Annotated in this window: 9 protein-coding genes and 1 tRNA gene; all 10 read left to right on the top strand. The window is 72.4% G+C overall.

What is annotated here, in order from left to right; translation table 11 throughout:
* The first annotated feature begins 83 nt into the window (after positions 1-83).
* The 10 genes from ACZ3YO_RS16045 (at position 84) to ACZ3YO_RS16000 (ending at position 12,589) form a co-directional block, all read left to right on the top strand.
* Entirely contained in the window at positions 84-3,974 is a 3,891-nt protein-coding gene (locus ACZ3YO_RS16045; protein ID WP_396321490.1) for a DNA-directed RNA polymerase subunit beta', read from the top strand.
* Between the two features lie 144 nt (positions 3,975-4,118).
* Positions 4,119-4,192 (top strand) — tRNA-Met (locus ACZ3YO_RS16040).
* A 198-nt stretch (positions 4,193-4,390) separates the two neighbouring features.
* Positions 4,391-5,062 carry a DUF4097 family beta strand repeat-containing protein gene (locus tag ACZ3YO_RS16035; RefSeq protein ID WP_465569525.1) on the top strand — a complete coding sequence of 224 codons (672 nt, stop codon included), beginning with the start codon at positions 4,391-4,393 and terminating at the stop codon, positions 5,060-5,062.
* 82 nt (positions 5,063-5,144) lie between these two features.
* Complete coding sequence (locus ACZ3YO_RS16030) at positions 5,145-6,332, top strand: sensor histidine kinase (protein ID WP_465569523.1); 1,188 nt, start codon at positions 5,145-5,147, stop codon at positions 6,330-6,332.
* Positions 6,329-7,018: a response regulator gene (locus tag ACZ3YO_RS16025; RefSeq protein ID WP_465569521.1), complete on the top strand. Its 690-nt coding sequence runs from the start codon at positions 6,329-6,331 to the stop codon at positions 7,016-7,018. The genes ACZ3YO_RS16030 and ACZ3YO_RS16025 overlap by 4 nt, the downstream gene beginning before the upstream one ends.
* 198 nt (positions 7,019-7,216) lie before the next feature.
* Positions 7,217-7,825, top strand: a complete 609-nt coding sequence (locus tag ACZ3YO_RS16020) for a hypothetical protein (RefSeq protein WP_465569519.1) — start codon at positions 7,217-7,219, stop codon at positions 7,823-7,825.
* A 275-nt stretch (positions 7,826-8,100) separates the two neighbouring features.
* Complete coding sequence (locus ACZ3YO_RS16015) at positions 8,101-8,841, top strand: SIR2 family NAD-dependent protein deacylase (protein WP_465569517.1); 741 nt, start codon at positions 8,101-8,103, stop codon at positions 8,839-8,841.
* Between the two features lie 63 nt (positions 8,842-8,904).
* Positions 8,905-10,119, top strand: a complete 1,215-nt coding sequence (locus ACZ3YO_RS16010) for a cytochrome P450 (protein WP_465569516.1) — start codon at positions 8,905-8,907, stop codon at positions 10,117-10,119.
* 8 nt (positions 10,120-10,127) lie between these two features.
* Complete coding sequence (locus tag ACZ3YO_RS16005; protein WP_465569514.1) at positions 10,128-11,123, top strand: ADP-ribosylglycohydrolase family protein; 996 nt, start codon at positions 10,128-10,130, stop codon at positions 11,121-11,123.
* Between the two features lie 128 nt (positions 11,124-11,251).
* On the top strand, positions 11,252-12,589 hold the full coding sequence (locus ACZ3YO_RS16000) for a serpin family protein (protein ID WP_465569512.1): 1,338 nt from the start codon (positions 11,252-11,254) through the stop codon (positions 12,587-12,589).
* Positions 12,590-12,616 lie beyond the last annotated feature (27 nt).

The raw sequence follows: 12,616 nt of genomic DNA, 5'->3' as shown, positions 1-12,616 counted from the left end.
AACCACTGAGAGCCGGCCCGCCCCCAGGCCCCCCTCAGACCACACGAACGACTCTCGACTTACGAAAGAGGGCTTGACGACCAGTGCTTGACGTCAACTTCTTCGACGAGCTCCGCATCGGCCTGGCCACCGCCGACGACATCCGCCAGTGGTCGCACGGCGAGGTCAAGAAGCCGGAGACCATCAACTACCGCACCCTGAAGCCCGAAAAGGACGGACTCTTCTGCGAGAAGATCTTCGGTCCGACCCGGGACTGGGAGTGCTACTGCGGCAAGTACAAGCGCGTCCGCTTCAAGGGCATCATCTGTGAGCGCTGCGGCGTCGAGGTGACCCGCGCCAAGGTGCGCCGTGAGCGGATGGGCCACATCGAGCTGGCCGCCCCGGTCACCCACATCTGGTACTTCAAGGGTGTCCCGTCCCGCCTGGGCTACCTGCTCGACCTGGCGCCGAAGGACCTCGAGAAGGTCATCTACTTCGCCGCCTACATGATCACCTGGGTCGACGACGAGCGCCGCCAGCGCGACCTCCCGTCCCTGGAGGCGCACGTCTCGGTCGAGCGCCAGCAGATCGAGAACCGCCGCGACTCCGACCTCGAGGCCCGTGCCAAGAAGGCCGAGACCGACCTGGCCGAGCTGGAGGCCGAGGGCGCCAAGGCCGACGTGCGCCGCAAGGTGCGCGAGGGTGCCGAGCGCGAGATGAAGCAGCTGCGCGACCGTGCGCAGCGCGAGCTCGACCGTCTCGACGAGGTGTGGGCCCGCTTCAAGAACCTCAAGGTCCAGGACCTCGAGGGCGACGAGCTGCTCTACCGCGAGCTGCGCGACCGCTTCGGCACCTACTTCTCCGGCTCGATGGGCGCGGCGGCCCTCAAGGACCGCCTCGAGACCTTCGACCTGGCGGAGGAGTCCGAGCGCCTGCGCGAGATCATCCGCACCGGCAAGGGCCAGAAGAAGACCCGCGCGCTGAAGCGCCTCAAGGTCGTCTCCGCGTTCCTGCAGACCACCAACAAGCCCAACGGCATGGTCCTGGACTGCGTCCCGGTCATCCCGCCGGACCTGCGTCCGATGGTGCAGCTGGACGGTGGCCGCTTCGCGACCTCCGACCTGAACGACCTGTACCGCCGCGTCATCAACCGCAACAACCGCCTGAAGCGGCTTCTCGACCTCGGTGCCCCCGAGATCATCGTGAACAACGAGAAGCGCATGCTCCAGGAGGCCGTCGACGCCCTGTTCGACAACGGTCGTCGCGGCCGCCCGGTCACGGGCCCCGGCAACCGTCCGCTGAAGTCCCTCAGCGACATGCTGAAGGGCAAGCAGGGTCGTTTCCGTCAGAACCTGCTCGGCAAGCGAGTCGACTACTCGGCCCGTTCGGTCATCGTCGTCGGCCCGCAGCTCAAGCTGCACCAGTGTGGTCTGCCGAAGGCCATGGCGCTGGAGCTCTTCAAGCCGTTCGTGATGAAGCGCCTGGTCGACCTGAACCACGCGCAGAACATCAAGTCGGCCAAGCGCATGGTCGAGCGCGCGCGCCCGGTCGTGTGGGACGTCCTCGAAGAGGTCATCGCCGAGCACCCGGTGCTGCTGAACCGTGCACCCACCCTGCACCGCCTCGGCATCCAGGCCTTCGAGCCGCAGCTGGTCGAGGGCAAGGCCATCCAGATCCACCCGCTCGTCTGCACCGCGTTCAACGCGGACTTCGACGGTGACCAGATGGCCGTCCACCTGCCGCTCTCCGCGGAGGCGCAGGCCGAGGCCCGCATCCTGATGCTGTCCTCGAACAACATCCTGAAGCCGGCCGACGGTCGCCCCGTCACCATGCCGACCCAGGACATGGTGCTCGGTCTGTTCTTCCTCACCTCGGACCGCGAGGAGGTGAAGGGCGGTGGCCGTTCCTTCTCCTCCACCGCCGAGGCCGTCATGGCGTTCGACGCCAAGGAGCTGGACGTCCAGGCGGTCATCGACGTCCGCCTGCCGATCGGCACCGTCCCGCCCCGTGGCTGGACCCCGCCGGTCGACGAGGACGGTCAGTCGAGCTGGTTCGAGGGCGAGTCCTTCCGCCTGAAGACCACCCTGGGCCGCGCGCTCTTCAACGAGCTGCTGCCCGAGGACTACCCGTTCGTCGACTACGAGGTGGGCAAGAAGCAGCTCTCCGCGATCGTCAACGACCTGGCGGAGCGCTACCCGAAGGTCGTCGTCGCGGCGACCCTGGACAACCTGAAGGCGGCCGGCTTCCACTGGGCCACCCGCTCGGGTGTCACCGTCTCGATCTCCGACGTCGTCGTCCCGCCGACCAAGCCCCAGATCCTCGAGGGCTACGAGGCGAAGGCGGAGAAGGTCCAGCGTCAGTACGAGCGCGGCCTGATCACCAACGACGAGCGCAAGCAGGAGCTCATCGGCATCTGGACCCAGGCGACCAACGAGGTCGCCGAGGCCATGAACGCGAACTTCCCGAAGACGAACCCCATCTTCATGATGGTCGACTCGGGTGCTCGTGGAAACATGATGCAGATGCGCCAGATCGCCGGTATGCGTGGTCTGGTGTCCAACGCCAAGAACGAGACGATTCCCCGTCCCATCAAGGCGTCGTTCCGTGAGGGCCTCACCGTTCTCGAGTACTTCATCTCGACCCACGGTGCCCGTAAGGGTCTGGCCGACACCGCCCTGCGTACCGCCGACTCGGGCTACCTCACCCGTCGTCTGGTCGACGTCTCGCAGGACGTCATCATCCGCGAGGAGGACTGCGGCACCGAGCGCGGCCTCAAGCTGGCGATCGGCACGGTCGAGAACGGCGTCCTGCGCAAGACGGACGACGTCGAGACCAGCGTCTACGCCCGCATGCTCGCCGAGGACATCACGGTGGACGGCAAGCTCCTTGCCACCGCCAACACCGACCTCGGTGACGTGCTGATCGACGAGCTGATCCGCCACGGCATCGGCGAGGTCAAGACCCGCTCGATCCTGACCTGTGAGTCGGCCGTCGGCACCTGCGCCATGTGTTACGGGCGCTCGCTGGCCACCGGCAAGCTGGTCGACATCGGTGAGGCGGTCGGCATCATCGCCGCCCAGTCCATCGGTGAGCCCGGTACCCAGCTGACCATGCGTACCTTCCACACCGGTGGTGTGGCCGGTGACGACATCACCCAGGGTCTGCCGCGTGTCGTCGAGCTCTTCGAGGCCCGTACCCCCAAGGGTGTGGCCCCGATCTCGGAGGCGCAGGGCCGGGTCCGCATCGAGGACACCGAGAAGACCCGCAAGCTGGTCGTCACGCCGGACGACGGCACCGACGAGATCGCCTACCCGGTCTCGAAGCGTGTGAAGCTGCTCGTCAGCGAGGGCGAGGCGGTCGAGGTCGGCCAGAAGCTGACCATGGGTGCCACCAACCCGCACGACGTGCTGCGGATCATGGGCCAGCGTGCCGTCCAGATCCACCTGGTCGCCGAGGTCCAGAAGGTCTACAACTCGCAGGGTGTGTCGATCCACGACAAGCACATCGAGATCATCATCCGGCAGATGCTCCGCCGCGTGACGATCATCGAGTCGGGCGACGCCGAGCTGCTCCCGGGCGAGCTCGTCGAGCGCGGCCGCTTCGAGCAGGAGAACCGTCGTGTGGTCTCCGAGGGCGGTCACCCCGCCTCCGGCCGTCCGCAGCTGATGGGTATCACCAAGGCCTCGCTGGCCACCGAGTCCTGGCTGTCGGCCGCCTCCTTCCAGGAGACGACCCGGGTCCTCACCGACGCGGCGATCCACGCCAAGTCGGACCCGCTGCTGGGCCTCAAGGAGAACGTCATCCTCGGTAAGCTCATCCCGGCCGGTACGGGTCTGCCCCGCTACCGCAACATCCGGGTCGAGCCGACCGAGGAGGCCAAGGCCGCCATGTACTCGGCCGTCGGCTACGACGACTACGACCTGTCGCCCTTCGGCGCCGGCTCCGGCCAGGCCGTTCCGCTGGACGACTACGACTACGGCCCGTACACGGGCTGAGTTCACGGTCACCAACCGCCGGGCGGTCACCCCTCACGGGGTGGCCGCCCGGCGGCGTTTCCGGGCCGGCGCCGCCGTGGATCCGGGGCGAAGCGAAGCCGATTAGGTTTCCCGGGCGAGGTCGCGTAGAGTCGTGTTTACCGACGCGGGGTGGAGCAGCTCGGTAGCTCGCTGGGCTCATAACCCAGAGGTCGCAGGTTCAAATCCTGTCCCCGCTACAAATCGAAGGGCCCGAAGGCATTCAGCCTCCGGGCCTTTCGGCGTTCCCGGGGTCCTCGCGTTCCCCGGATCGTCGTGCTCCCCGGCTCCCCCGTGCGGGGGAGGCCGGGAAACCGCCCGGGTGGGCGAGGCGGAGCCCGGGGGTGGTGGGGCAGGCTCTTCGGCGTCGGAGGAACAACGTCGGAGGGGAGCCGGAAATGAAGCGGGTGCTGGGGGCGGCGGCGATCACCGGGGCGGTGCTGCTCGGGATGTCGGGGTGCTTCGCCGGGGACGACGAGCAGCGCCGGGACGTCGCCTACGGGGTGTCCGGGCCGGTGCGGGAGCTGGTGATCGCCGGGCACACCGGCGGGGTCACCGTGCGCGGTGGCGGGGACGCGGTGAAGGTGTCCGAGCACCAGAGCTACCACGGCGAGGCACCGCGGAGCAGTCACGAGCTGAAGGACGGCACGCTGACGCTGACGTACGACTGCGAGGAGTGCGGGATCGGCTACGAGGTGGACGTTCCGGCCGGGACCAAGGTGCGGGTGACCGCCGAGACCGGCGGGGTGAAGCTGGCCGGGCTGGCGGGCGAGGTGGAGGCCACGGTCGACACCGGCGGGGTGGAGGCGAGCGGGCTGACCTCGCCGACGGCGCTGCTGCGGACCGGGACGGGCGGCATCGAGGCGTCCTTCGCCGGGGCGCCGGCCAAGGTGGAGGCGCGGGCGGGGACCGGCGGGGTGCGCGTGAAGGTGCCGGCCGGAGAGGCCTACGCGGTGGACGCGAGCGCGGGCACCGGCGGGGTCGACGTGGAGGTGCCCCGGCAGCCGGGGGCGCAGCACAGCATCCTGGCGCGGACGGAGACCGGGGGCGTGACGGTCGCCCATGGCTGAGCGCCGCGTGCCGGTGGTCCTCCCGGTGAGGCATGATCGTCTCCGCGGGGACGGCCTCCCCGCACCCGGGGGAGGAGCGGTGATGGGGCTGATCGCGCGCTGGCGGAGCCGGATGGCCGGGGTGAACCCGTACGTGCTGGACGTGCCGCTGGCACTGCTCTCCCTCGGGGTGTCGGTCTGGTCGGTCTACAACGACGACGTCGCCTGGCCCTGGTGGATCTACCTGATGACACTCGGCACGGCCCTGCCGCTGCCGTGGCGCCGGCGGGCGCCGCTGCTGGTGGCCGCGCTCAGCGGGCTGGCGTCCGTCCCGGTGTCGGTGGTCGCCCATTCGGTGATGCCGCAGATCCCGGTGTACGCGGTGCTCACCATCTACACGGTGGCGGACCGGGCCCGGGACTGGCAGCGCGGGCTGCTGCTGGTGGTCCTGGTCGTCTCCAACATCCTGGGCACCCACTCGGTGAACGGGGCGTTCTTCAGCCTGCTGCTGACCGTCGGCACCTTCGTCTTCGGCTCGCTGGTGCGCGAGCTGCGCCGGCTCGCGCTGGTGGAGGCGGAGCGGGCGCGGGAGGCCGGGCAGCGGGCGGCCAGTGACGCGGCGCGGGCGGTGGCGGAGGAGCGGGCCCGGATAGCCCGGGAGATGCACGACATCCTGGCGCACGCCGTCTCGCTGATGGTGATCCAGGCGGAGGCGGGGCCGCTGGTGGTGCACAGCAGTCCGGAGCGGGCGATCAAGGCGTTCGACACCATCGCCGACTCGGGACGTGACGCGATGGTGCAGCTGCGGCGGGTGCTCGGCGTGCTGAAGGAGGAGGGTGCGGCGCCGGAGCTGGCGCCGCAGCCGCGCCTTGCCGAGCTGGCCGCGCTGGCCGAGCGGGTGCGCGGGGCCGGCCTGCGGGTGGAGCTGGAGCTGGGCGGGTCCGACCGGCCGCTGCCGGCCGACGTGGAGGCGGCCGCCTACCGGATCGTCCAGGAGGCGCTGACCAACACGGTGAAGCACTCCGGTGCCGCCGCGGCCTCGGTCCGGGTGGTCCGGGCGGGGGAGGAGCTGGAGGTCGTGGTGTCCGACGACGGGCACGGGGTGCGGCCGCGGGCCGACCGTACGGTGAGCGACTGGTCCGGCGGACGGGGGCTGGTCGGCATCCGGGAGCGGGCGGCGGCCTGCGGCGGGCGTGCCGAGGCCGGGCCCGGGCCGGAGGGCAGGGGTTTCCTGGTGAGCGCCCGGCTGCCGTTGGGTGCAGCGGGCCTGGCGGAGAGGGTGGGCGGATGACGCCGATACGGGTGGTCGTCGCGGACGACCAGGAGCTGGTGCGGGCCGGGTTCGGGATGATCCTGGACGCGCAGCCGGACATCGAGGTGGTCGCGGAGGCCTGCGACGGCGTGGAGGCGATCGCGGCGGTGCGCGAGCACGGCCCGGACGTGCTGCTGCTGGACGTCCGGATGCCGGTGATGGACGGCCTGGAGGCGGCCCGCCGGGTCTGCGCGGAGTACCCGGCCACCAAGGTGATCATGCTGACCACGTTCGACGTCGACGACTACGTCTTCGACGCGCTGTACGCGGGGGCCAGCGGGTTCCTGCTGAAGGACGTCCGGCGGGACGACCTGGCGCACGGGGTGCGGATGGTGGCCTCCGGCGAGGCGCTGCTGGCGCCGTCGGTGACGAAGCGGCTGATCGGGGAGTTCGCCGCCCGCCGGCCGGGCGGGGCGACGCAGTCCGCGCAGGGCGTGCGGGCGCCGTCCCGGCTGCTGGAGCAGCTGACCGTGCGCGAGCAGGAGACGTTGCGGCTGCTGGCGCGCGGGCTCTCCAACGCGGAGATCGCGGCCGAGCTGGTGGTGAGCGAGCACACGGTGAAGACCCACGTCAGCAATGTGCTGAGCAAGCTGGGACTGCGGGACCGGGTGCACGCGGTGGTGTTCGCGTACGAGGCGGGGGCGGTCGTCGCGGGGGAGGGCTGACACCCGGGCCCCCGGGGACTCCTGCGGGGCCCGTCCGGGCTCTTCAGGGGCCGCCAGGGGCCCTCTGCGGGGGAGCCCTGCGGGGACTCCCCCGCGCGGGGGAGGCGGCGGGTTCGCCGGTGCGGGCGATCCGCGACGAGAGGTCCGGCGGACAGCATCTGGGGTGTCGGAAACGAACTCGCAGACCGGGGAGCCCCCATGACCACCACCAAGCCCGACCGCCTCACCCCGTACGCCGTCGTCGGCGGGCCCGCCCTGATGGCGCTCTACGGCGGCATCCGGCTGCTGGACGGCTCCCGGGATCCGGGCCCCGGCTGGCTGGTCGGCCACAGCCTGATGCTGGTGGGGCTGCTGCTGTTCGGCCCGGTGCTCGCCGCCCTGCGCCGGCTGCTCGCACCGCGCACCACGGCGGGCCGGCTCGCCGCCGGCGCAGCCACGGGGGCGGCCTTCGCGGGCCTGGCGGCCTCGGTGGTGCAGATCGCCGTCGACCTGTACGTCGGGGCGGTGGCCGTCGACAAGGCGGACCAGCACCGGCTGTTCGACAGCATCCAGAGCCGGCCCGGGGTGCTGCCGGCCTTCTACTCGGTGGGCCCGCTGCTGTTCTACGTCGGCCTGCTGGCGCTGCTGGTCGCGGCCTCGGTGGGCCGGGCGCGCACGCTGCGCTGGTGGAGCCCGGTGCTGATGCTGGTCGGTACCGCGATGACGGCGGCCGACCTGGCGATGATCCCGGTGGCCGCCGCGCTCTACCTGGCGGCGCTGGCCCCGCTGGCCGGCTTCGGCGGGGCGCGGCAGCCGGCCGTTGCCTGACGGGCCGGGGTGGCCGCTCCCACGGGGGTGGGGCGCCCCCCGGACCGCGTCGGCGCAGCCCGAGGTCCGGCCGTCGCCGGAACGGCCGGGGGCCGCGCGGGCCGGGCGCCGGCGGGGCCGTGCCGCGGGCGCCCTCGGTGTCCGGTCGCGGTGACCGGATCGTGTACGGCGGGAGTCTCGGTGTACGGCGGGAGTCTCGGTGTACGGCGGGGGTCGAGGCGGCGCACCGGATTTTCGGTGGCGGCCGGGGAGCGCCGGCCCGTACCGTCCGGGGCATGAACGCCAAGCGCCCTCTGATCGCCGTGCTGACCGGTGCCGGTATCTCCACCGACTCGGGCATCCCCGACTACCGGGGCCCGAACGGCCTCTGGCAGCGTGACCCGAAGGCCCAGGAGCTGGTCACCATCGGCCCGTACCTGGCCGATCCGGAGGTCCGCCGCCGGGCCTGGCTGATGCGCCGGGACGCGGGCGCGCTCGCCGCCGAGCCCAACGCCGGCCACCGGGCGCTGGTCGGGCTGGAGCGCAGCGGCCTGCCGGTGCGGGTGCTCACCCAGAACGTCGACGGCCTGCACCAGCGGGCCGGCCTGCCCGCCCGCAAGGTGCTCGAACTGCACGGCACCGCCCGGGAGGTGCAGTGCGTGGACTGCCGGGCGGCCGGCGCGATGGAGGGGGTCCTGGAGAGGGTGGCGGCCGGCGAGCCGGACCCGCCCTGCCGGGAGTGCGGCGGTGTGCTCAAGCCGCGCACGGTGATGTTCGGCGAGAGCCTCGACCCGGTGGTGCTCCAGCAGGCCGACGCCATCGCCAAGGCCTGCGACCTCTTCGTCGCCGTCGGCACCAGCCTCCAGGTCTACCCGGTGGCGGCGCTCCCGCAGATCGCCCGGGAGTCCGGGGCCCGGCTGGTCGTCATGAACGGCGAGCCCACGCCGTTCGACGAGGTCGCCGACGAGGTGATCCGCGAGCCGATCTCCACCGCGCTCCCGGCGCTGGTGGCGAAGCTGGTGGCCGGACACCCTTAATCCTGCGAGGCCGCGTGCATACGATGATCACCCCGGCTACCCCCTCACGGCCTGGAGTGATCGATGACGACGACGGCGAAGTTCGACCCCTGGTCGGCGGCGTTCGTGGCCCACCCGTACGACGCGTACGCCGAGCTGCGCGAGCACGCGCCGGTGACGTACCACGAGCCGACCGGCCAGTGGCTGGTCTCGCGGCACGAGGACGTCAGCGCGCTGCTGCGGGACCGGCGGCTCGGGCGGACGTACACCCACCGGTTCACCCACGAGGAGTTCGGGCGGCCCGCGCCCGACCCGGCGCACGAGCCGTTCCACACGCTCAACGACAACGGGCTGCTCGACCTGGAGGCGCCGGACCACACCCGGATCCGGCGGCTGGTCTCCAAGGCGTTCACCCCGCGCATGGTCGAGGGGCTGCGGCCGACCGTGCAGCGGCTCGCCGGCGAGCTGGTCGACGGGCTGCTCGCGGCCGGCGGCGGCGACCTGATCGCCGCCGTCGCCGAACCGCTGCCGGTCGCCGTGATCGCCGAGATGCTCGGCGTCCCCGAGCCGGACAGGCACCTGCTGCGGCCGTGGTCCGCCGACATCACCGGCATGTTCGAGCTCAACCCGACCGAGGAGACAGCCCGCCGGGCCGTCACCGCGAGCACCGAGTTCTCCGACTACCTGCGCGCGCTCATCCGCGAGCGCCGGGCCGACCCGGCCGGCGACCTGATCAGCGCCCTGATCCAGGCCCAGGAGGGCTCGGACGCGCTCAGCGAGCAGGAGATGATCTCCACCTGCGTGCTGCTGCTCAACGCCGGCCACGAGGCGACGGTCAACACCACCGGCAACGGCTGGTGGGCGCTGTTCCGCAACCCGGACGAACTGGCCCGGCTGCGCGGCTCGGTGGACGAACTGCTGCCCACCGCCGTCGAGGAGCTGATGCGCTGGGACACCCCGTTGCAGATGTTCGAGCGGTGGGTGCTGGAGGACGTCGAGGTGCGCGGCGTCACCGTCCCGCGCGGCTCCGAGATCGCGCTGCTCTTCGGCTCCGCCAACCGCGACCCGGACCGCTTCGCCGAGCCGGACCGGCTCGACCTCGGCCGCACCGACAATCCGCACATCACCTTCGGCGCCGGAATTCACTTCTGCCTCGGTGCCCCCCTTGCCAGACTGGAGCTCACCGAGTCGTACGGCGCGCTGCTGCGCCGGGCGCCGGGCCTGCGGCTGGTCCGCGAGCCCGAGTGGCGCCCGGGCTACGTGATCCGGGGGCTGAAGGAGTTGCTGGTCGAGGCATAGGAGGGGTCGTGGGCAAGGCGACGGGGGCACTGCTGGGGCTGGCGATCGGGGACGCGCTGGGTCGGCTGACCGAGTTCCGCACGGTCGAGATGATCGCCGCGTACGACCCCGACTGGCGGCAACTGCCGCTTCCTGGTAAGGCGTTGGTCACCGACGACACCCAGATGGCGCTCGCCCTCGCCCGTGCCCTGCGCACCGCCCTGGAGCACGGTCCGCTGGGCCCGCTGCGGCTGGAGCGGCCGCTGCGCGAGGAGTTCGTCGACTGGTGGCGCTCGCCGGAGAACAACAGGGCGCCCGGAATGACCTGCATGCGCTCCTGCCAGCGGCTTTCCAGCGGCCGCCGCTGGCAGGAGGCGAGCGACCTCGGCTCCAAGGGCTGCGGCGCCAACATGCGGGTCGCCCCGATCGGGCTGGTCAAGGAGCTGACGACGCGCCAGCTCGCCGGGGCCGCCCAGCTGCAGTCCGCGCTCACCCACGGCCACCCCACCGCGCTCGCCGCCAGTGACCTCACCGCGTACGCCGTCCGCAAGCTCGCCGAGGGCCTGCCGCCGTCCGGCCTGACCGCCGTGCTGCGGGCGTACGCGCTGGCCAACCGCACCCGGTACGACGAGTTCTGGCTCGGCGACCTCGCGGCGCACGCCCAGGACCCGTCGCCGGAGCACTTCATCGCCCGCGGTTGGGGAGAGTGCCTCGGCGTCCTCGACCGGCTGGACGCCGCGCTGGCCCGGCCCGATGCCGAGGCGGACCCGTGCCTGGCCACCGGCGAGGGCTGGATCGCCGAGGAGGCGCTCGCCACCGGCCTGCTCTGCTTCCTCCTGCTGCCGGACGACCCGGTGGCCGCCGTCCGCCGGGCCGCGTACTCCTCCGGTGACTCCGACTCGATCGCCTGTCTGACCGGCGCCTTCGCCGGTGCCCACCACGGCGCGTCGGCCTGGCCCGCGGACTGGGTGGAGCGGATCGAGCACCGGGACGAGCTGCTCGCGCTCGGCGCGCTCTGGGACTGACGCGCCGGCGCGGTGCCGCGAGCGGCAGCCCCCGGCGGCGGCCGGCCGCGCACCCTCGTGCCGGACGGTTCCGCCCGGCACGAGCCTGCCGGGCGGAACCGTCCGGGCGGGGGCCGCGTCGAACCGCCATGACCAGTCGAACCCGCCGGACCGGCCGCCGCCCGGCCGTCCTGCTCCTCACCGCGACCGTCACCGCCGCACTCGCCGCCCCGCTGCTCCTCACCGGCTGCGGCTCCACCGGCGCCGCCGAGCCCCTCGTCGTCCGCGCCTCCACGCCCGCCTCGTCGCCGCCCGCCGACCCGGCCCAGGTCGCCGCGACCGCGGCCGCCGCCAACGCCTTCGGCCTGGACCTCCTGCACACCCTCACCGCCGCGCCCGACCAGGCCGGCCGCAACATGGTGCTCTCGCCGTCGGGCCTGGCCACCGCGCTCGCCATGGTGCTGCCCGGCGCCCGCGGCGCCACCGCCGACGAGCTCGCCAAGGCCCTGCACACCGAGCTCACCCCGCAGCAGTACGCCCTCGCCACCGGCGCCCTCGCCCGCAGCCTCCCGCCCACCGGCGGACTGACCCTGCGCCAGTCCGACGACCTCTGGGCCCAGCAGGGCTTCCCGCTGAACCAGGACTACCTGGCCACCCTCGCCGCCGCCTTCGACACCGGTGTGCACACCGCCGACTTCACGAAGGACCCGGAGGGCGCCCGCAAGAGCGTCAACGCGGCCGTGGAGAAGGCCACCGAAGGCCGGATCAAGGACCTCTTCGGCGAGAAGGCGATCAACAAGGACACCCGGCTGGCACTCACCGACGCGCTCTATCTCAAGGCGAAGTGGGCCACCCCGTTCAAGCCCGAGAACACCGCCGACAAGCCGTTCCACCGCCTGGACGGCTCGGCCCCCGCGGTCAGCACCATGGGCCGGACCGGCACCTTCCGCTACGCCGAGGGCTCCGGCGGGATCCTCGGCGAGCCCTGGCAGGCCGTCGAACTCCCGTACGCGGACGGCGGGCTGGCCATGGACCTGCTGGTGCCCGCGCAGGGCGGCTTCGCGGCCTTCACCAAGGGCCTGGACCAGGCCCAACTGGACCGGATCCTGGGCGAACTCGCCGACCAGTCCGTCGACCTGACACTGCCGCGCTTCCACTTCGACACGGCCAACGAGCTGACCCCGACGCTGCGCGCGCTCGGCGTCAACGCCGCCTTCGACGCCGCGGACTTCGGCGGCATCCCCGGGCCCGGCGCGAAGGAGCGGCTGAAGATCGGCACGGTCGTCCAGAAGGCCACCATCGAGGTGGACGAGGAGGGCACGGTGGCCGCCGCCGGCAGCGGCGTCGGGATGGAGGCGGCGGGCGCGGCGGCCCCGAAGCGCCCCGTCGAGCTGCACATCGACCGGCCGTTCCTGTTCCTGATCCGGGACACCGCCACCGGCCGGCCGCTGTTCCTCGGCCAGGTCGCCGACCCGCAGGCGCGCTGAGCCGGCCGCTCTTCCTCGGCCAGGTCA

The organism is Kitasatospora sp. NPDC022785 (assembly GCF_055561295.1).
This window is presented reverse-complemented; position numbering and strand designations above follow the sequence as displayed.